Origin of the sequence: Candidatus Pelagibacter sp., assembly GCF_052049935.1 — a bacterium.
Taxonomy (GTDB): domain Bacteria; phylum Pseudomonadota; class Alphaproteobacteria; order Pelagibacterales; family Pelagibacteraceae; genus Pelagibacter.
In genome coordinates this window covers 186,982-207,287 of record NZ_JBNGZA010000001.1, presented here as the reverse complement: position 1 = coordinate 207,287, position 20,306 = coordinate 186,982, and the positions used below count along the sequence as shown (strand labels likewise).

The window sequence follows — 20,306 nt, the reverse complement described above, 5'->3', positions numbered from 1 at the left end:
AATGTCAGAATTCTTTTTAGAATTATTCAGTGAAGAGATACCTTCTAATTTACAAAAAAAATTAAGAGATGATTTATTAGAAAATTTTCAAAAAAGTTTTAATGAAAAATCAATTGAATTTAAAAATAGTTTTAGCAAATCTACTCCCAATCGTGCTGTAATAGTTTTCGAAGGACTTAAAAAAGAGACAATAATAAAATCTGAAGAAATAAAAGGACCAAATATCAAAGCACCTGAAAAAGCAACAGAAGGATTTTTAAGATCTAATAATATTACAAAAAAAGATTTGATCATAAAAAAAACAGACAAAGGTGATTTCTATTTTTTTAAAAAAAAACAACAAAAAATAAAAACTCAGAATATTCTAAAAGATTTAATTTTAGAAAATTTGAACAGAATACAATGGAAAAAATCAATGAGATGGGGCCATGGTGAATTAAATTGGGGTAGACCTTTAAAGTCAATTTTAGCTATATATGACAAAAAAAAAATAGATTTTAAATTTCATCATATACAATCTAATAACTATACTTTCTTGGATGCTCAATTTGAAGAAAGAACAAAGATAGTCAAAGATTATAAAGATTACCAATCCAGTTTAAAAAAAATAGAAAAAATTGTAGATAATGATGAGAGAGAAAAAATAATAGAAAAACAATTTGATAAAATTGAAAATAAAAAAAATTTCTTAATTGATCGTAATCGTAAAGTATTAGATGAAGTTATAAATTTAACAGATCAACCTAATTGTATCATTTGTAAGTTTGATGAAAGATTTTTAAAAATTCCAAAGGAAATTTTAATAATAACAATGCAACATCACCAAAAATATTTTCCAACCCATAATATTAAAGGTGATCTTACTAATGAATTTATAGTTGTTTCTAATAAGTTAGATAAAAAAGGATTGATTAAGCTTGGAAATGAACGAGTGGTTGAAGCAAGACTAACAGACGCTGAATTTTTTTGGAACAAAGATAAATCTTTAAATTTAGTCAAACAAGTTTCAAAATTAAAAGCAATGAATTATTTTGAAGGACTTGGCACATACTATGACAAAGCTCAGAGAATGAGAAAATTGGGATCAATGATTTCGGATGAACTTTTAATTAGTAAAGAAAAAGTAGAATTGTCCGCATCAATTTCTAAAGTTGACTTAATTTCAGAAATTGTTGGTGAGTTTCCAGAGTTACAAGGATTAATGGGTGGATATTTTGCAGAGGCACAGGGTTTTGAAAAAGATATTTCAATAGCAATCAGCGAACAGTATTTACCTATTGGCTTAGATTCAAAAATTTCTAAAAAACCCTACAGTATAGCTTTGTCTATTTCTGATAAGTTAGACAATTTGGTAGGTTTTTTTGGAATTGATAAAAAACCCACAAGTTCTAAGGATCCTTTCGCGTTGCGAAGAATAGCACTTGGTCTTGTGAGAACGATAATTGAAAATAAAAAAGATTTTAAGATTAAAGATTTAATAAGATATTCTGCAAGTTTATATGAAACTCAAAACTTAAAACTTACAAATCAAAATTTGTTCAATGATCTAGAAGATTTCTTGATAGATAGATTTAAATATTACATGCGTGAAAAAAACATAAGACATGATATAATTGAAGCTTCAATTGAAAATATAAACCTGAATACTCCTACGATAGAATTTGATAAAGCAAAAACTTTAAATAAATTAATTACAAATCAATCTGGCAAAGATGTAATCTCAATTTATAAAAGAGCTTCAAATATAATTGAGAGTGAAAATAGAAAAAAAATTAAATTAGATAATACAACTGATCCTGGTATTTTTAAGTCAGATTTTGAAAGAAATCTTTTAAACAAAATCAATGATATTCGAAAATATTTTTCATCAATAGATAATTCAGAAAATTATGAGGAATCTTTATCAATTTTAGCCAGTGCAAAAGAACCTTTGGATGCTTTCTTTGATAATGTTCAAGTAAATGACAAAGATGAAAATATAAAAAAAAACAGATTGGAACTTTTACAAATGTTTTGTAAAACGTTTGAAAATTTTACAAATTTTTCAAAACTAGAAACCACTAAGTGAAAAAACTAATTTTAAATTTTAAATCAAAAGAAACAAAGAAAATAAAGAACCCAAAAAATTTTCTAGGTGGGAAAGGTGCAAATTTATCAGAAATGGGAAAGATGGGTTTACCTGTGCCTCCTGGATTTACGATATCAACAGAAGTCTGTAAATTATTTTATAAAGAAAAAAAAAGATTAGGAAAAAAAATAATTGAACAAATTAAAAAAGAATTAAAAGTTGTCGAAAAAGATGTATCCAAAAAGTTTGGAGACAATAAAAATCCATTATTATTATCAGTAAGATCTGGTGCTAGAGTATCCATGCCAGGTATGATGGATACTATTCTTAATTTAGGTTTAAATGACAAAACTGTAGAAGCGTTATCTAAAAAAACATCTAATGGCAGATTTGCCAAAGATAGCTATAGACGCTTCATTCAAATGTATGGAAATGTTGTAATGGGTGTTGAAAGTTACCATTTCGAGGAATTAATTGAAAATTATAAGCTTACGAAAGGTGTTTTACTTGATACTGACCTAGATGAGAATGACTGGGATGGTTTGATTGATGACTTTAAAAAAACAGTTAAGGAAAAATCTGGAAAAGATTTTCCTCAAGATGTTTTTGACCAACTTTTAGGTGCAGTCAGTGCTGTATTTTTGTCTTGGGAAAGTAATAGAGCAAAAGTTTATAGAAAATTAAATCAAATACCTTCTGAATGGGGAACTGCTGTGAATGTTCAATCAATGGTTTTTGGCAACATGGGTAATGATTGTGCTACTGGTGTTGTTTTTACAAGAAACCCTTCAGATGGTTCAAATGATATTTATGGAGAGTACTTGATAAATGCGCAAGGTGAGGATGTAGTTGCTGGAACAAGAACACCACAATATATCACAAAAAAAGCAAGAAAGTCTGCAGGTGTAGATGCTTTATCAATGGAAGAGTCTATGCCAAAAGTTTACAAAGAATTAGATAAGATTTTAACTAAACTAGAGAAGCATTATAAAGATATGCAAGATGTTGAGTTTACAGTCGAAAATCAAAAATTATGGATGCTACAAACTAGATCTGGAAAAAGAACTTCAAAATCAGCAGTTAAAATTGCTGTAGACATGGTTAAGGAAAAATTAATTTCTAAAAAAGAAGCTGTATTAAGAATAGATCCAAATTCTTTAGATACATTATTACATCCAACTTTAGATGAAAAAACAAAAATAAATGTGATTGCTAATGGACTTCCAGCTTCTCCAGGGGCATCTTCAGGTAAGGTTGTTTTTGATTCTGATGAAGCTGAAAGATTAAATGACATGATGCAAGATACTATTTTAGTTAGGGTTGAAACTTCTCCAGAAGACATACATGGTATGCATGCAGCAAAAGGAATTCTGACAGCAAGAGGAGGAATGACCAGTCATGCTGCTGTCGTTGCAAGAGGAATGGGAAGACCTTGCGTTTCTGGATCTAGTGAAATTGAAATTAATTATGATGAAAAAATATTTAAAACAGCAGATCAAACTGTAAAAGAGGGTGATGTAATCACTATAGATGGATCAACTGGAAGAGTAATCTTAGGAAATGTTCCAACAGTTCAACCAGAAATTTCTGGAGATTTCTCAAAACTTATGAGTTGGGCAGATAGTTTTAGAAAATTAAAAGTTAGAACTAATTCTGAAACGCCATTAGATACTAAAACTGCAAGAGAATTTGGTGCAGAAGGAATTGGATTATGCAGAACAGAACATATGTTTTTTGATGAAGAGAGAATTTTATCAGTAAGAGAAATGATTTTATCTAAAACTAAAGAAGATAGAGCAAAAGCACTGGACAAACTACTTCCGCATCAGAAAAAAGATTTCATGGAAATATTCAAAATAATGAGTGGTTTGCCGGTAACTGTTAGATTATTGGACCCTCCATTACATGAATTTTTACCAAGAACAGAAAAAGAGATAGGAGAAGTAGCATCTGTTGTAAATTTGCCAGCTAAGGAAATTGAAAATAGAATTAATGAACTGCATGAACAAAACCCAATGTTAGGCCACAGAGGTTGTCGATTAGGAATATCGTTTCCTGAAATTTATGAAATGCAGTGTAGAGCAATCTTTGAAGCTTTATGTGAATTAAAGAAAAATAAAATTAAATCTGCATTTCCAGAGATCATGATTCCTTTAGTTTCTACAGAGATGGAAATAAGATTAATGAAAGAATTGGTAATTAATACTGCAAAGAATGTACAAAATGAGAATAAAGTTAAAATTGATTTTCTAGTTGGTACAATGATCGAATTGCCAAGAGCTGCAATCAAAGCAAGAGATATTGCAAAACATGCAGAATTTTTTAGTTTTGGTACAAATGATTTAACACAAACCACATTTGGTATTAGTAGAGACGATAGTGGAAAATTCTTAAATGACTATATAGAAAATAAAATATTTTCAATTGATCCTTTTGTTTCTATTGATGATGGAGTTGGCGACTTAGTAAAAATTGCAGTTGAACAAGGAAAGAAAGAAAATAAAACAATTAAACTTGGTATTTGTGGTGAACATGGTGGCGATCCAAAAAGTATAGAATTTTGTTCTAAAGCTGGACTAAATTATGTGTCTTGTTCTCCTTATAGAGTACCAGTAGCAAGGTTGGCTGCTGCTCAATCAGAAATACAAAAAAAAAATTAACTTTAATATTGTAATTTAAAGTCAACTGCAGGAGCGCTATGAGTTATACTTCCAATGGAAATCCTATTTACACCTGTAGCAGCAACTCTTTTAATATTATTTACATTAATATTACCTGAAGCCTCAGTTTCATAATATTTTTTTGAAAGTTTAATACCTGTCTTTAATGAATTTAAACTCATATTATCAAACAAAACTGTATTAAATTTTAATCCTAATATTTGTTTCAATTGTTTTAAATTATCTACCTCAACAGTAATTTTTCTACCTTTTTTATTTTTAATGGCCAGCTCTACAAGAGATTTCAGATTTGAACTAGCGATATGATTATCTTTAATTAGGTACTCATCGCTTAGATTAAACCTATGATTTTTTCCTCCACCAATTCTTACTGCATATTTTTGAATAACTCGCATATTAGGAATAGTTTTTCTAGTACAACAAATTCTAGTTTTTTTTCCAGCTAATTTCACAAATTGATTAGTTTTAGTTGCAATTCCTGAAATGTGAGACAAGAAATTTAATGCCACTCTTTCAGCTGTTAAAATAGATTGAGCCTTTCCTTCTATTATTGCAATTACAGAATTCTTTTTTACAGAAGAACCATCTTTTTTTTTTATTATAAATTTTGTTTTTTTATCAATTATTTGAAATGTAAATTTAGCAAATAATATTCCAGCTATAATTGAGTTTTGATTAGAAATAAGTTTGAACTTTATATGTTTGTTATTTTTAACAAGACTAGTTGTAATATCTCCATAAGGATATAAGTCCTCATTTAGCGCAAGTTTTACTCTATCTTTTATATAGTTTTCACTTAACTTTACTTGAGACACAAACGTTTATCTGCCAATAGCAGCCATTTTTTCAACAGATGTTTTTGCTTTAATAATTGTTTCTTGATCCATTACAATTTCACCTGTTTCATTTTTTAAACAATCTAAAATTTTTGGCAGAGTTATTTTTTTCATATGTGGACATAAATTACATGGTCTAATAAATTCAACATTAGGATTTTCTACTTGTATATTATCGCTCATAGAACACTCAGTTACCATCATCACTTTTTTTGGTTGATTATCTTTTACATATTTGATCATACCCGAAGTTGATCCCGCAAAATCACTTGCTTTAATTACATCTGGTGGACATTCTGGGTGAGCAATAATTTTAATCTCAGGGTTGTTTTTTCGAATTTCATGAATTTCTTGATCATTAAATTGATCATGAACCACACAAATTCCTTTCCAAGAAATAATTTCAACATCAGTTTGAGAAGCCACATATTGTGCTAAATAATTATCAGGTAGGAAAATTACTTTCTTCACGCCTAATGACTTTACAATTTTAACTGCATTAGCTGATGTGCAACAAACATCTGTTTCAGCTTTTACTTCAGCTGATGTATTCACATAAGAAACTACAGGTACTCCAGGGTGTTGCTTTTTAAGATTTCTAACATCTTCACCAGTAATAGATGAAGATAATGAACAACCAGCACCCATATCTGGTAAAAGCACTTTTTTATTTGGACTCATTAATTTCGCAGTCTCAGCCATAAAATGAACTCCAGCCATAACAATAATATCAGCAGATGTTTTTGATGCCTCTACAGCCAGAGCAAGAGAATCAGCGGCAAAATCTGAAACACCATGATAAATTTCAGGTGTTTGATAATTATGAGCAAGTATGACTGCGTTTTTTTCTTTTTTTAATTTATTAATTTCATGAATATAAGGTGCGTGAGAAGCCCATTCAATTTCAGGTAATACTTTAGAAATTTTTTGATAAATATGATTTGTAGCTTTTTTTACTTCTTGATTAAATTCCATATTTAAATCTAACAATTTGAAACAATTTTGTCATTGTTTTAATATGTTACATATTGCGGCTATGCTGAAACTGGTAGACAGGCACGGTTGAGGGCCGTGTGGACATTGTCCATGAGAGTTCGAGTCTCTCTAGCCGCACCAAAAAACTATATTTAAAATTTTTATGAGCGGGGCGTTCTGTTGCCAGGTGCCCCAAACCCCGTAACTTAACTAAACAAGTTAATTAAGCAGCAAGTGCGTAACTTTCGTTAGCAATTATAAATTAGCCCTTTACGGTGGAACAATGCCGAACGAAAGAACAACCTTTAGTCACCCGTCGATTCTAGTTCACCCCCATAAGTTGTAATTGGTGGAGGTGGTGGGTACTGCCCCCACGTCCGCAATGGTTATTACGAAATTCGTTTATCGTCATAGTTGGAAAACCAACATTATTAATATAAAAGGAATTAATACAGATTCAATAACATTCATGAAATTAACCAAAGAACAAACAGAAGAGATTAAAAATCAACAAAATCAAAGCAATCAAACAAAACGTGTTACTGCTCCAGAGTTAGAAAAAATTCTATATGAGGCTTTACCAGCTTTAGACCATGGTTTTGTGAGAGTAGTTGATTATATGGGCGATGATACATCTATTGTTCAATCTGCAAGAGTTTCTTACGGCAAAGGCACAAAACAAGTTTCAACAGACCAAGGTTTAATAAAATATTTAATGAGACATTGGCATAGTACACCTTTTGAAATGTGTGAGATCAAATATCATATAAAACTTCCTATCTTTATAGCTAGACAATGGATTAGACATAGAACGGCTAATGTTAATGAATATTCAGCAAGATATTCAATTCTAGATAAAGAGTTTTACTTACCATCTCCTGAAAACTTAGCAGCACAATCAACAAGTAACAGACAAGGTAGAGGAGAAGTCCTGGAGGGAGAACAAGCACAAAAAGTTTTAGAATTATTAAAGGGTGACGCAGAAAGAACTTATGATAATTATGAAACAATGTTGAATGAAAGATACGATGGTTCAACAATAGATGAAAACAAAAAAGGTTTAGCTAGGGAATTAGCAAGAATGAATTTAACATTAAATACCTATACTCAATGGTATTGGAAAACTGACTTATTAAATCTTATGAATTTTTTAAGATTGAGAGCAGATCATCATGCACAATATGAAATAAGAGTTTATGCAGATATAATGCTTGATACACTTAAAAAATGGGTACCGATTACCTATGATGCATTTATGGATTATAGAGTAGGAGGGACAGAAGTATCTGCTAAAGGAAAATCGGTTATTCAAAAATTAATTAAAGGTGAGAATGTAAAAATGGAAGACTCTGGATTATCAAAAAGAGAATGGAATGAATTGATGGAAGCATTCGATATTAAAAAATAGTCGCCAAGATCTTTTTAAATGAAAAAAAATTAATGTTGTTTCTTGAAACCTCAGGCACTATAGCGGTTTTAAATAAAAATACATAAAATGTTGAAAAAAATCCTTAAAAACTTATTGATGTTATCTGGCAATTACAATTATCACATAAATAAAAAACTTTTCAAAAATTTTATAGATAAAATTTTTGTGTACGATTGTGGGTATAAACTTATAAGAATAGGTAATAAATTTGATGGTGGTTATTTAATTCCCGATGTTCTTCAAGAAATAAAATATTGTTTTTCAGGAGGCGTAGGTAACAACTATACATTTGAACAAGACTTAAAAAAAAGATCAATTAAGTGTTTTTTAGCTGATGGCACAATTGAGCCAGTAGAGAATTTTGAGTTTATAAGGAAGAACATAAATTGTTTCAATGATGAGAATAATATTACAATTAATGATTGGATTTCAAAAAGTATTAATTTAAAAAATGACGGTATATTATTAAAACTTGATATTGAAGGTTCAGAGATTAGTGCAATTTATAATATAAATGAAAAATTTTTTGATAATATTAAGGTAATAGTTATTGAGTTCCATGACTTTGTTTATTTAGGATCTAATTTTGGTAATAAAATTTTAGACGAGGTATTTTCAAAGATATTAAAAAATTTTACAATTTGTCATATTCATCCAAATAACTATGGGAGTTTTAGAAATATTGAAGGAATTAAAATACCAAATCTAATGGAATTTACTTTCTTAAACAATGATTTAGTTAAAGATAAGAAAAAAATCAATTATGATCTTCCTAATTTGCTAGATAGTAAAAATAATCCTCATGATAATGATATTGTGCTACCTAAAATTTTTTATAAATAATTATTTTAGATAAAGTAATTTTTTATTTTTTTTGCAAAATTTAGATATATTTTTGAAATTTCATGCTCAGGATTTTCTTCAACAATTGGTTTTCCTTTGTCACCAAATTTTCCAACATCAGGATTAATAGGCACTTCACCTAAAAATTCTTTTTTAAATTCATCAGCTGTTCTTTTAACTCCACCTTCTCCAAAGATTGAATATTTTTTCCCATCATCACCTGTAAAGTGACTCATGTTATCTACTAATCCAAGAATTTTAACACCAAGTTTATCAAACATTTTTATTCCTCTTTTGACATCTAGCAAAGCTACCTCTTGAGGTGTCGAAACGATAATTGCTCCATCCATTTTTATTTCTTGAGAAAAAGTAAGTTGCGTATCACCTGTTCCTGGAGGCATATCAACAATTATAAAATCCAAATCTTTCCAATTAACTTTTTGAGTAAATGTTTTTATTGCACTTGTAACCATTGGGCCACGCCATATCATTGGTGTTTGTTGGTCAGCAAGAAAACCAATAGACATGCATTGGATGTTATATTTTGTAATTGGATCAAGTTTTTGTCCATCACTCTTTGGTTTTTCATTTATATCAAACATTTTAGGTATTGAAGGTCCGTATATATCTGCATCTAAAATACCAACTTTGCATCCAACTTTATTTAAGGCTAAAGCAAGATTCGTTGCAAAAGTAGATTTTCCAACTCCACCTTTTGCGCTAGATATTGCAATTGTAAATTTCGTTCCTGAAATAGGGTTTTTCTTAAACACTTTTGGCTCCATTTTGCTTTTCATTGCGGCACTAAGTTCAGGTTTTTTATCTGGCATAATCTTCTTCTTACCTTGTTTTTGAGATTTAAGACACTATATAGATAATGTATGTCTGACAATTTTCAACAAAGAGGTGGTGGAAGCCCTTGGGGATCTCCTCCAGGAGGAAGCGGTAATGGATCTGGAAAAGGACCAACACCACCAGACGTTGATAAAATAATTAGAGAATTTCAGGACAAGATAAAAAATTTTTTACCAGGTGGATCTAGTTCAGGTGGCAAACAAGCTATTTTAGTTTTATTAATTTTAGGATTTGTTTGGTTAGCAAGTGGTCTTTATAGGGTATTACCAGATGAACAAGGTGTAGTATTAAGATTTGGAAAATTTGTAAAAACTACTCAACCAGGATTAAACTATCACATTCCATTTCCAGTTGAGTCAGTAATTACGCCTAAAGTAACAAAAGTTAATAGAATCGATATAGGTTTTAGATCAGAAAGAGATAGTGGGTTTTCTTCAAGCGGTGGTGTTGCTGATGTTCCGCAAGAAAGTTTGATGTTAACTGGAGACGAAAATATAGTTAACATAGATTTTTCAGTATTTTGGGTAATTAAAGATGCTGGAAATTTTTTATTTAAAATCCAAGATCCAGAAGGAACAGTTAAGGCTGCAGCAGAAACAGCAATGAGAGAAGTAATTGCAAGATCTGATATTCAACCGATACTTACTGAAGGTAGATCAATAACTGAAACAGAAACTCAGGAAATTATTCAGAATATTTTAGATGAATACTCAAGTGGTATTCAAATAACACAGGTACAAACTCAAAAAGCTGATCCACCTGATCAAGTAATTGATGCATTCAGAGATGTACAGGCAGCAAGAGCTGATATGGAAAGATCTAAAAATGAAGCTGAAGCGTATGCTAACGATGTTATACCAAGAGCGCGTGGGGAAGCTGCAAAAATTTTACAAGCTGCTGAAGCATATAAAAAAGAAGTTGTTGCAAAAGCAGAGGGTGATGCGAGTAGATTTTTATCAATTTATAATGAATATAAAAATGCAAAAGCTGTTACACAAGAAAGAATGTATTTAGAAACAATGGAAAAAGTTTTAGCAGATATTGATAAAGTAATTATTGAAAATAACGCAGGTTCAGGCGTAGTTCCTTACTTACCTTTACCTGAATTAAAAAAGAAAGCGACTAACTAGAATGAAAGCAATGAAAATTTTAGGTGGATTAATTGTAGCATTAGCTGTCTTAGCATTCTTTTCTATTTTTATTGTTAAAGAAGTAAATCAAGCGATTGTGCTTCAGTTTGGTGACCCAAAAAGAATTATTTCAAAGCCTGGCTTAAATTTTAAAATTCCTTTCATTCAAAACGTTGTTTATTTAGATAAAAGAATTTTAAATTTAGATACACCACCAGAGGAAGTGATTGCGTCAGATCAAAAAAGGTTAATTGTAGATGCTTTTGCTAGATTTCAAATTATAGACCCACTTAAATTTTATATTTCAGTTGGAAACGAAAGAGTAGCAAGATCTAGATTAGCTACAATTTTAAATTCAAGAATTAGAAATGTCTTAGGTCAACAAGAGCTTCAAACATTGCTATCTGAAGATAGATCAAAACAAATGGCATTAATTCAAGAAGGTGTAAACAAAGAGGCTCAAAATTTTGGAATTAAAATAAATGATGTCAGAATTAAAAGAGCAGATCTTCCTCAAGCTAATAGTGATGCAATCTTTAGAAGAATGCAGACTGAAAGGGAAAGGGAAGCTAAAGAATTTAGAGCAAAAGGCGCTGAAATGGCTGTAACAATAACATCTACAGCTGATAAAGAAGTAACAGTAATCTTAGCAGATGCAGAAAAAGAGTCTCAAATAATGAAAGGAGAAGGTGATGGTCAAAGAAATAAAATTTTTGCTGATGCCTTTGGTCAAGATCCTGAGTTTTTTGCATTTTATAGAGCTATGCAAGCTTATGAAAAAGCATTAATCGGAGGAGAAACTTCTCTTATATTGTCTCCTGACAGTGAGTTCTTTAAATTTTTTGGAAACATAAAACCAAAAATTCAACAAGAATAATTCTTCATTATATGAATGAGCTAGTAATAGCTTTTGGACTTTTTTTATTTATAGAAGGTCTTTTATATGCCTTATTTCCATCAAAAATGAAAAGTATATTGAAAAAATTAGAAACCGTAGATGACAAACAACTTAGAACTGGAGGATTAATTTTTACAATCTTGGGATTTGTAATTATTTACTTTATTAAAAAATAATATGAAAACATTAAAAACATTTATAGTTAGCTTTTTTTTAACATTATTTATTTCAACAAATTCTAATTCAAACTCAGTACCAGCATCTTTTGCTGATTTAGCTGAACGATTAATGCCTTCAGTAGTAAATATTTCAACAACTACAACAGTTGTTTCAAATCAAAACCCATTTCCATTTCAATTTCCTCCAGGATCTCCATTTGAAGATATGTTTAAAGAATTTGGAACTCCACAAGAGAGAAAATCAAGTGCTCTAGGTTCTGGTTTTATTATTGATAAAAAAGGTATTGTTATAACTAACAACCACGTAATTCAGGATGCAGATGACATTATTGTTAGAGTAGATGGAGATAAAGAATTCAAAGCTGATGTGATAGGGACAGATCCCTTGTCAGATATTGCAGTTTTACAATTGAATACAAAAGAAACTTTCACACCTGTAAAATTTGGAGATTCAGATAAAGCAAGAATAGGTGATTGGGTTATTGCAATTGGTAATCCTTTTGGTCTTGGTGGTACAGTAACATCAGGAATTATTTCAGCTAGAAATAGATCTATCGGTCTTTCAAGATATGAAGATTATATTCAAACTGATGCTTCTATAAATTCAGGTAATTCTGGTGGTCCATTATTTAATATGCAAGGAGATGTTATTGGAATTAATACTGCAATACTTGGAAGAAGCGGTTCAATAGGTATTGGTTTTTCTATTCCATCAAACAATGCAAAAGTTGTAATAGATCAGTTAATAAAATTTGGTGAAACAAAAAGAGGATGGTTAGGTGTTAGAATTCAAGATGTAACAAAAGAAATTGCTGAGATTGAAGAATTGGATAAACCAAGAGGCGCATTAGTCGCAAGTGTTGCAGAAGGAAGTCCTTCTGAAAAAGCAGGAATAGAAGCTGGAGATATCATTTTAGAATTTAATGGTAAAGAAATAAAAGAAATGAAACAGCTTCCAATTATTGTGGCTCAAACAGAAGTTGGAAAGAATGTTGAAGTAAAAATCTGGAGAAATAAAAAAGAAATATCTAAGAAAGTTAAGCTTGGTAGATTAGAAACTTCTGAAGATTTTAAAGTAACAAAAAAAACAACTCCAAAAGATTCTATAGTTGAAGATCTTAAAATTACTGTAAAAAGTTTAACAGATGAGGATATTAAAACTAGAAATCTTCCAGAAGGCACAACAGGACTAGTAATCACTAAAATTGAAAATGATAGTCCATTAATTAACTCAATTAGAGTTAATAGTATTATTGTTGAAGCTCAAAAAAGAAAAATAAAAACTATTGGTGATTTAAAGCAGGTTGTAAAACAAGTATTAAGATCAAACCAAAAGACTATTCTACTTGCAATTTATAATACTGAAAATCAAAGAAGATATATTGGTGTTAAACTAGATTAAATGGATCTAAGTTCTAAGATAGTATTAATCTCAGGACCAACTGCTTCAGGAAAATCTGAATTTGCAATTAAGCTAGCAAAAAAAATTAATGGCGAGATAGTTAATGCTGATAGTATGCAAGTTTATAAAGAACTCCAAATATTATCAGCAAGACCAAAAATAAAGAATTATCAAAATATCAAACACCATTTGTATGGTTTTCAGTCAGTTAAAAAAAATTTTTCAGTTGGAGATTGGTTAAAGTTATCAAAAAAAAAAATTACAGAAATACAAAATAGAAAGAAAGTTCCCATTTTAGTTGGTGGCACAGGCTTATATTTTAAATCTTTAACAGATGGATTGATCAAGATTCCTAATATTCCAGTTAAAATAAGAAACAAAATAAGATCATTAAATAAAAATATTGGACAAGAAAAATTTTATAAAAAATTAATGATACTTGATAAAAAGATTAAAAATAAAATTGATCCAAATGATATACAAAGATCAATCAGGGCGTATGAAGTAAAACATCACACAAATAAATCATTGGTAGATTGGTTTAAAAATACAAAATCAATTTATGATAAAGATAACTTTTTTAAAATTTACATTGATTATCCTCGAGAAAAACTGATTGAGCGAATATATGTTAGATCTAAAAAGATGATTAAGGATGGTGCGATCAATGAAGCTCAAAGGTTTTTGAAATTAAAAGTCAAAAAAGATAAAACAGCAACGAAAGCTATCGGAATTAATGAAATTGCGGATTATTTTGATCAAAAAGCAGATTTAAACGAAATAATTACAAAAATTGCTATAAAGACTAGACAATATGCGAAGCGTCAATCCACATGGAGCAGAGGAAATATGTCTGATTGGATAAAGATCCAACCACATAGTCTTAATAAATTTTTAAAAAAAATTTAATTTTTTAATTCTAATTCTTGACCAAAGAGCACAACTTCAGCTAGATTGCGTAGATGTCAAAATTATTATCCGGAGCTGAAATAGTATTCAAGTGCCTTGAGGATCAGGGAGTTGAATATATTTTTGGATATCCAGGTGGTGCAGTTCTTCCAATTTATGATGAATTAAAAAATCATGATTCAATAAAACATATTTTAGTAAGACACGAACAAGGTGCAGGACACGCAGCAGAAGGTTATGCAAGGTCGTCAGGAAAACCTGGTGTTGTACTTGTAACATCTGGTCCCGGAGCAACAAATGTTGTCACTGCTTTAACAGATGCTTACATGGACTCAGTGCCACTAGTTTGTATCTCAGGACAAGTTCCAACTCATTTAATTGGAACAGATGCTTTTCAAGAATGTGATACAACAGGAATTACAAGACCATGCACTAAACATAATTGGTTAGTAAAAGATATAAAAGATTTATCAAAAATTTTACATGAAGCATTTAAAGTTGCTACAACAGGTAGGCCAGGTCCAGTATTAGTCGATATTCCTAAAGATATTCAGTTTGCAAAATCAAAATATTCAAAACCAAAAGCTGAAAAAAAACTTAATGGTTCTTCTTTTAATCGTTTCACTCAAGAACAAGTAGATAAATTAATTGAAATGATGTCCAAAGCAAAGAAACCAATTATTTATTCTGGTGGCGGTGTTATAAATTCTGGACCACGAGCAAGTGAAGCATTGAGAGAATTAGTTCAGCTTACAGGATTTCCTATCACTTCTACATTACAAGGCTTAGGTGCTTATCCAGGAGATGATAGTCAATTTTTAGGAATGCTAGGAATGCATGGAACTTATGAAGCTAACAATGCAATGCATGACAGTGATTTACTAATAAATATTGGTGCAAGATTCGATGATAGGATAACAGGTAAGATAGATGAATTTTCACCAAAATCAAAAAAGGTTCATATAGATATCGATCCATCGTCAATAAATAAAATTATCAAAGTTGATTTAGCACTGGTTGGAGATGTTAATGAAGTTATCAATAAAATTACAAAGACGATAAATAAGAAAAAATTAGATTTAAATAAATCTAATAAACAGCAAATTTCAAAATGGTGGGAACAAATCCAAAAATGGAGACAAAAAAATTCATTAAACTTTATTAATAGTAATGAAACTATAAAACCTCAACATGCAGTACAAAGGTTGTATGAATTAACAAAAAATCAAGACACATTTATTACTACTGAAGTTGGTCAACATCAAATGTGGGCTGCTCAACATTATAAATTCAATAAACCAAATAGATGGATGACATCTGGTGGGTTAGGAACTATGGGATACGGATTGCCTGCAGCAGTCGGTGTTCAAATAGCTCATCCAGAAAAATTAGTGGTTGATATTGCTGGTGAGGCTTCAGTTCTTATGACAATGCAGGAGATGTCAACTGCAGTTCAGTACAATCTTCCAATAAAAATATTTATTTTAAATAACCAATACATGGGAATGGTGAGGCAATGGCAGGAACTTTTACATGAAAAAAATTATTCTGAGAGTTATTCAGAAGCATTGCCAGATTTTATGAAAATGGCAGATGCTTATGGATGTAAAGGAATAAAAGCAGAAACACCTGATGAATTAGATCAAAAGATCCAAGAAATGGTAGATCATAAAGGCCCAGTAATTTTTGATTGTCATGTTGATCCAAATGAAAATTGTTTTCCAATGATACCTTCAGGTAAACCACACAATCAAATGATACTAGGTCCAAATGAACAAGAGGAAAATAAAATTACCGGTAAAGGTAAAGCGTTAGTTTAAAATGGTAAAATCTAAATCAGCTTACAGTGTTGCAACAAAAAAGGAAAAAATTGATACACATATAATTGTAGTATGGGTTGATAATGAAGCAGGAGTTTTAGCTCGTGTAGTTGGTTTATTTTCTGGCAGAGGTTACAACATTGAGTCCTTAGCAGTTGCAGAAATTGATTCGAAAAAAAATATATCGAGAATAACAATAGTTACAACTGGAACACCACAAGTCATTGATCAAATTAAACTTCAGTTAAAGAAATTAGTGCCAGTTCATAAAGTTGCTGACTTTAAAAGAGAAGATAAGTCGGTGATATTTAAAGAAATGGCTTTATTTAAGATTGTCGCTAAAAAAAATAAGATAGACAAGTGTTTAAATGCTTGTAAAAAATTTAATCCAGTAATATTAGATAAAACAAATAATTCTGCAGTAATTCAAATTACAGCATTAAGAAGAGAAATTGACAAAATGAGTGTTAAACTAAAACCATTAGGATTGATCAGTGCTTCAAGAACAGGTGCAGTAGCAATGACTAGAGGGGATAAAGTTTTTAATTAATTATTAGAAGGAGAATAAAAATGAAAATGTTTTATGAAAAAGATGCTGATGTAAATCTGATCAAAGAAAAAAAAGTTGCTATATTTGGTTATGGTAGCCAAGGACACGCTCACGCATTAAATTTAAAAGATAGTGGTGTGAAAGAAGTTGTTGTAGCGCTAAGAGATGGATCAGCAAGTAAAGCTAAAGCAGAATCTAAAGGGTTAAAAGTAATGAACTTATCAGATGCAGCTGCATGGGCAGATGTTTGTATGATATTAACACCAGATGAATTACAAGCAACAATTTACCAAAATCATATCGAACAGAGAGTTAGAGAAGGAACTAGTTTAGCTTTTGCTCATGGTTTGAATATTCATTACAACTTAATAAACGCTAGAAAAGATTTGGATGTTTTTATGGTTGCACCTAAAGGCCCAGGTCATCTAGTAAGAAGTGAATATGAAAGAGGCGGTGGTGTTCCTTGTTTGATGGCTGTCCATCAAGATGGAACAGGTAAAGCAAGAGATTTAGCTTTATCTTACGCTTCAGCTATTGGTGGCGGAAGATCAGGAATTATTGAAACTACATTTAAGGATGAGTGTGAAACAGATTTATTTGGTGAACAAACAGTTTTATGTGGTGGCTTGGTTGAACTAATCAAAAATGGTTATGAAACTTTAGTTGAAGCTGGTTATGAACCTGAGATGGCTTACTTTGAATGTTTGCATGAAGTTAAATTAATTGTTGATTTGATATATGAAGGTGGAATAGCAAATATGAATTATTCTATATCAAACACTGCTGAATATGGTGAATATGTTTCAGGCCCAAAAATAGTCAATAAAGAAGAGACTAAAAAAAGAATGAAAGAAGTTCTAGCTGACATCCAGTCAGGTAAGTTTACCAAACAATGGATGGATGAGTGTAAAAATGGTCAGAAAAACTTCTTAAAAACAAGAAAAGATTTAGCTGATCATTCTATTGAACAAGTAGGTACCAAACTGAGAGCTATGATGCCTTGGATTGGTAAAAAGAAACTTGTTGATAGCGACAAAAGTTAAAAATATATCCAAAATTAAACATAATAATTTACAATCTCTATTATAGATTGTATTGTCAATTTCATTCAAAAATTTGTTATGAGCAACAAAGATAGAGTAATTATATTTGATACAACTATGCGAGATGGAGAACAATCTCCAGGCGCATCAATGAGTCTTGAAGAAAAAATTCAAATAGCAAGAGTATTTGATGAATTGGGTATAGATATAATTGAAGCTGGTTTTCCAATTGCGTCTCCTGGTGATTTTGAGGCAGTAACTGCAATTAGTAAAGTTTTAAAAAAATCAATTCCTTGTGGTTTATCAAGACATTCAAAAAAAGATATTGATAGATGTTATGAAGCTTTGAAACATGCTCCAAGATTTAGAATTCATACTTTTATTTCTACAAGCCCACTTCATATGAAACACAAGTTAAATAAAACTCCAGAACAAGTATACGATTCTATTAGAGAACATGTCTCATATGCACGAAATTTAACTGATGATGTTGAGTGGTCTTGTGAAGATGGAACAAGAACAGACATGGATTATATGTGTAAAACTGTAGAGCTTGCTATTGCTAGTGGTGCTACTACAATTAATATTCCTGATACAGTCGGTTATACAGTTCCTTCTGAGTTTACTACAATTATAAATACATTATTAAATAAAGTTCCAAACATTGATAAAGCAATTTTATCAACACATTGTCATAATGATTTAGGTTTAGCAGTAGCAAATTCACTTGCAGGAGTTCAAGCAGGTGCAAGACAAATTGAATGTACGATTAATGGAATTGGTGAAAGAGCAGGTAATGCAGCATTAGAAGAAGTTGTAATGGCTATTAGAACTCGAAATGATTTAATGCCATATGAAACTGGAATAAATACAACTTTGTTAAGTAAAGCTTCAAAACTTGTTTCAAATGTTACAGGATTTCCTGTTCAATATAATAAAGCAATTGTTGGGAAAAATGCGTTTGCTCATGAATCAGGCATTCATCAAGATGGAATGTTAAAAAATAGAAATACTTATGAAATTATGACGCCAGAAAGTGTTGGGGTAAAACAAACATCATTAGTAATGGGTAAGCACTCTGGAAGACATGCATTTAAAGACAAACTAATAAGTCTAGGCTATGCAGATATAACTGATGATATAATTGAAAAAGCTTTTGGAAAATTTAAAATTTTAGCTGATAAGAAAAAACATGTTTACGATGAGGATATAATTGCTCTAGTTGATGATAGCTTAATTATTGATAATAAATCAAACACGATCTCATTAAAATCTTTAAAAGTATTTGCTGGAACTGGAGAACCGCAAAAAGCAGATATGACTTTAGATGTAAATGGAGAAGTAAAATCTGCGACAGAAACTGGTGATGGACCAGTTGATGCTATATTTAAATGTATTAAAAATTTATATCCTCATGATGTTAACTTACAATTATATCAAGTACATGCAGTCACAGAGGGTACAGATGCACAAGCAACAGTAAGTGTTCGTATTGAGGAAAATGGAAAAACTACTGTTGGACAAGCAGCAGATACTGATACGTTAGTTGCTTCAGCAAACGCTTATATTAGTGCTTTGAATAAAATGATTATTAAAAGAGAAAAAACTGCTCCTATGGATCAGGAAGAAAAGAAGGTGAAAGGAATTTAAATGGGATTTTTTGATAAAATGAAAGATATGTGGAGCCAAGATATGGCTATAGATCTTGGAACCGCAAACACGCTAGTAGTAGTAAAAGGTGAAGGTGTAGTTTTAAATGAACCATCAGTTGTTGCAATTGTTGACAATGGGGGTGGAAAAAAAAATGTATTAGCAGTTGGTGATGAAGCAAAAACAATGCTAGGAAGAACACCTGGTAATATAAGTGCAATAAGACCATTAAGAGATGGAGTAATTGCTGATTTTATAGTTACTGAGGAAATGATAAAACACTTTATCAAGAAAGTTCATAAAGGAAGCACTTTTGCAAACCCAAGAATTTTAATTTGTGTGCCTACTGGATCTACACCTGTAGAACGTAAGGCAATTCAAGATAGTGCTTTAGCAGCGGGTGCTAGAAGAGTACAATTAATTGAAGAACCTATAGCTGCTGCAATCGGTGCGGGCTTACCAATTTCAGAAGCAACAGGCTCTATGGTTGTAGATATTGGAGGTGGTACTAGTGAAATAGCAGTAATGTCTCTAGGAGGTTTAGTTTATTCAAAATCATTAAGAGTTGCTGGAGATGCAATGGATACGGCAATGGTCAATTATATGAGAAAAGAATACAACCTTATGATTGGTGATAGTACTGCTGAAAAAATTAAAAAAGAAATCGGAACTGCAATCCCTTCTAATAATAACACCTATGCTGTTAAAGGAAGAGATTTAAGATCTGGTACACCTAAAGAAGTGAATATAACAGAAGAAGATACAGCAGAAGCATTAAATGATATTTTAAGAGACATGGTTAATGGCATAAAAGATGCACTTGAAAATACACCACCAGAATTATCTGCAGATTTAGTAGATATGGGTTTAACATTAACTGGAGGTGGTTCTTTATTGAAGAATATCGATAAAAGATTTTCTAAAGAAACTGGTCTACCAGTTCATATTGCAGATGATCCGTTATCATGTGTTGCTATTGGTACAGGAAAAGCTCTCGAACAAGAAGAAACTTTTTCAACGATGCTTTCAGAGTATTAG

17 protein-coding genes, 1 tRNA gene and 1 other RNA gene are annotated in these 20,306 nt (G+C 30.8%); 15 read left to right on the top strand and 4 right to left on the bottom strand.

Translation table 11 applies throughout. From position 1 onward, the window contains the following. Position 1 precedes the first annotated feature (1 nt). Complete coding sequence (gene glyS / locus ACTT90_RS00985) at positions 2–2,068, top strand: glycine--tRNA ligase subunit beta (RefSeq protein ID WP_440937032.1); 2,067 nt, start codon at positions 2–4, stop codon at positions 2,066–2,068. Continuing rightward, complete coding sequence (gene ppdK, locus ACTT90_RS00980; RefSeq protein WP_440937031.1) at positions 2,065–4,728, top strand: pyruvate, phosphate dikinase; 2,664 nt, start codon at positions 2,065–2,067, stop codon at positions 4,726–4,728. The genes glyS and ppdK overlap by 4 nt, the downstream gene beginning before the upstream one ends. Before the next feature lie 2 nt (positions 4,729–4,730). Here ppdK and nadC read toward each other — a convergent pair whose 3' ends face one another. Together nadC and nadA are read right to left on the bottom strand one after the other, a co-directional pair. Further along, on the bottom strand, positions 4,731–5,564 hold the full coding sequence (nadC, locus tag ACTT90_RS00975) for a carboxylating nicotinate-nucleotide diphosphorylase (protein WP_440937030.1): 834 nt from the start codon (positions 5,562–5,564) through the stop codon (positions 4,731–4,733). Positions 5,565–5,570: 6 nt separating this feature from the next. Next, entirely contained in the window at positions 5,571–6,560 is a 990-nt protein-coding gene (nadA, locus tag ACTT90_RS00970; protein WP_440937029.1) for a quinolinate synthase NadA, read from the bottom strand. Positions 6,561–6,615: 55 nt separating this feature from the next. Here nadA and ACTT90_RS00965 point away from each other — a divergent pair. Continuing rightward, positions 6,616–6,701 (top strand) — tRNA-Leu (locus ACTT90_RS00965). 25 nt (positions 6,702–6,726) lie between these two features. Here the strand turns inward: ACTT90_RS00965 and ssrA are convergent. Beyond that, positions 6,727–7,025: a transfer-messenger RNA gene (ssrA, locus tag ACTT90_RS00960) on the bottom strand. A 4-nt stretch (positions 7,026–7,029) separates the two neighbouring features. On the opposite strand from ssrA, the gene thyX reads away from it, so the two are divergent. After that, positions 7,030–7,968: an FAD-dependent thymidylate synthase gene (thyX, locus tag ACTT90_RS00955; protein ID WP_440937028.1), complete on the top strand. Its 939-nt coding sequence runs from the start codon at positions 7,030–7,032 to the stop codon at positions 7,966–7,968. Between the two features lie 87 nt (positions 7,969–8,055). Beyond that, complete coding sequence (locus tag ACTT90_RS00950) at positions 8,056–8,832, top strand: hypothetical protein (RefSeq protein WP_440937027.1); 777 nt, start codon at positions 8,056–8,058, stop codon at positions 8,830–8,832. A 5-nt stretch (positions 8,833–8,837) separates the two neighbouring features. On the opposite strand, the gene ACTT90_RS00945 is transcribed toward ACTT90_RS00950, so the two are convergent. Then, positions 8,838–9,662 (bottom strand): Mrp/NBP35 family ATP-binding protein, encoded by an 825-nt coding sequence (locus ACTT90_RS00945; protein ID WP_440937026.1) that lies wholly within the window; start codon positions 9,660–9,662, stop codon positions 8,838–8,840. A gap of 51 nt (positions 9,663–9,713) precedes the next feature. Between ACTT90_RS00945 and hflK the strand changes: the two genes are divergently transcribed. The 10 genes from hflK (at position 9,714) to ACTT90_RS00895 (ending at position 20,306) form a co-directional block, all read left to right on the top strand. Continuing rightward, entirely contained in the window at positions 9,714–10,817 is a 1,104-nt protein-coding gene (gene hflK, locus ACTT90_RS00940; protein WP_440937025.1) for an FtsH protease activity modulator HflK, read from the top strand. 1 nt (position 10,818) lies between these two features. Next, the gene (hflC, locus tag ACTT90_RS00935; protein WP_440937024.1) at positions 10,819–11,694 is read left to right on the top strand and encodes a protease modulator HflC; all 876 of its coding nucleotides are present in this window, start codon (positions 10,819–10,821) and stop codon (positions 11,692–11,694) included. Between the two features lie 11 nt (positions 11,695–11,705). After that, positions 11,706–11,891 carry a DUF2065 domain-containing protein gene (locus ACTT90_RS00930; protein WP_440937023.1) on the top strand — a complete coding sequence of 62 codons (186 nt, stop codon included), beginning with the start codon at positions 11,706–11,708 and terminating at the stop codon, positions 11,889–11,891. Between the two features lies 1 nt (position 11,892). Continuing rightward, positions 11,893–13,296: a Do family serine endopeptidase gene (locus tag ACTT90_RS00925; protein WP_440937022.1), complete on the top strand. Its 1,404-nt coding sequence runs from the start codon at positions 11,893–11,895 to the stop codon at positions 13,294–13,296. Further along, the gene (gene miaA / locus ACTT90_RS00920; RefSeq protein ID WP_440937021.1) at positions 13,297–14,205 is read left to right on the top strand and encodes a tRNA (adenosine(37)-N6)-dimethylallyltransferase MiaA; all 909 of its coding nucleotides are present in this window, start codon (positions 13,297–13,299) and stop codon (positions 14,203–14,205) included. Positions 14,206–14,258: 53 nt separating this feature from the next. Next, positions 14,259–16,025, top strand: a complete 1,767-nt coding sequence (locus ACTT90_RS00915) for an acetolactate synthase 3 large subunit (RefSeq protein WP_440937020.1) — start codon at positions 14,259–14,261, stop codon at positions 16,023–16,025. A gap of 1 nt (position 16,026) precedes the next feature. Then, positions 16,027–16,575 carry an acetolactate synthase small subunit gene (gene ilvN / locus ACTT90_RS00910; protein ID WP_440937019.1) on the top strand — a complete coding sequence of 183 codons (549 nt, stop codon included), beginning with the start codon at positions 16,027–16,029 and terminating at the stop codon, positions 16,573–16,575. A 20-nt stretch (positions 16,576–16,595) separates the two neighbouring features. Further along, the gene (gene ilvC / locus ACTT90_RS00905) at positions 16,596–17,618 is read left to right on the top strand and encodes a ketol-acid reductoisomerase (RefSeq protein WP_440937018.1); all 1,023 of its coding nucleotides are present in this window, start codon (positions 16,596–16,598) and stop codon (positions 17,616–17,618) included. A 78-nt stretch (positions 17,619–17,696) separates the two neighbouring features. Beyond that, positions 17,697–19,268, top strand: a complete 1,572-nt coding sequence (locus tag ACTT90_RS00900; protein WP_440937017.1) for a 2-isopropylmalate synthase — start codon at positions 17,697–17,699, stop codon at positions 19,266–19,268. After that, a complete protein-coding gene (locus ACTT90_RS00895; RefSeq protein WP_440937016.1) occupies positions 19,269–20,306 on the top strand; it encodes a rod shape-determining protein in 1,038 nt (345 codons plus the stop codon).

Excerpts from the sequence above, each read along its gene's own strand:
- ACTT90_RS00900 (WP_440937017.1), top strand. The coding sequence starts at position 17,697 with ATGAGCAACAAAGATAGAGTAATTATATTTGATACAACTATGCGAGAT.
- ACTT90_RS00950 (WP_440937027.1), top strand. The coding sequence starts at position 8,056 with ATGTTGAAAAAAATCCTTAAAAACTTATTGATGTTATCTGGCAATTAC.
- ACTT90_RS00915 (WP_440937020.1), top strand. The coding sequence starts at position 14,259 with ATGTCAAAATTATTATCCGGAGCTGAAATAGTATTCAAGTGCCTTGAG.
- ACTT90_RS00945 (WP_440937026.1), bottom strand. The coding sequence starts at position 9,662 with ATGCCAGATAAAAAACCTGAACTTAGTGCCGCAATGAAAAGCAAAATG.
- ACTT90_RS00895 (WP_440937016.1), top strand. The coding sequence starts at position 19,269 with ATGGGATTTTTTGATAAAATGAAAGATATGTGGAGCCAAGATATGGCT.
- hflK (WP_440937025.1), top strand. The coding sequence starts at position 9,714 with ATGTCTGACAATTTTCAACAAAGAGGTGGTGGAAGCCCTTGGGGATCT.
- nadA (WP_440937029.1), bottom strand. The coding sequence starts at position 6,560 with ATGGAATTTAATCAAGAAGTAAAAAAAGCTACAAATCATATTTATCAA.
- glyS (WP_440937032.1), top strand. The coding sequence starts at position 2 with ATGTCAGAATTCTTTTTAGAATTATTCAGTGAAGAGATACCTTCTAAT.
- hflC (WP_440937024.1), top strand. The coding sequence starts at position 10,819 with ATGAAAGCAATGAAAATTTTAGGTGGATTAATTGTAGCATTAGCTGTC.
- ACTT90_RS00925 (WP_440937022.1), top strand. The coding sequence starts at position 11,893 with ATGAAAACATTAAAAACATTTATAGTTAGCTTTTTTTTAACATTATTT.
- miaA (WP_440937021.1), top strand. The coding sequence starts at position 13,297 with ATGGATCTAAGTTCTAAGATAGTATTAATCTCAGGACCAACTGCTTCA.
- thyX (WP_440937028.1), top strand. The coding sequence starts at position 7,030 with ATGAAATTAACCAAAGAACAAACAGAAGAGATTAAAAATCAACAAAAT.
- ilvC (WP_440937018.1), top strand. The coding sequence starts at position 16,596 with ATGAAAATGTTTTATGAAAAAGATGCTGATGTAAATCTGATCAAAGAA.
- ilvN (WP_440937019.1), top strand. The coding sequence starts at position 16,027 with ATGGTAAAATCTAAATCAGCTTACAGTGTTGCAACAAAAAAGGAAAAA.
- ACTT90_RS00930 (WP_440937023.1), top strand. The coding sequence starts at position 11,706 with ATGAATGAGCTAGTAATAGCTTTTGGACTTTTTTTATTTATAGAAGGT.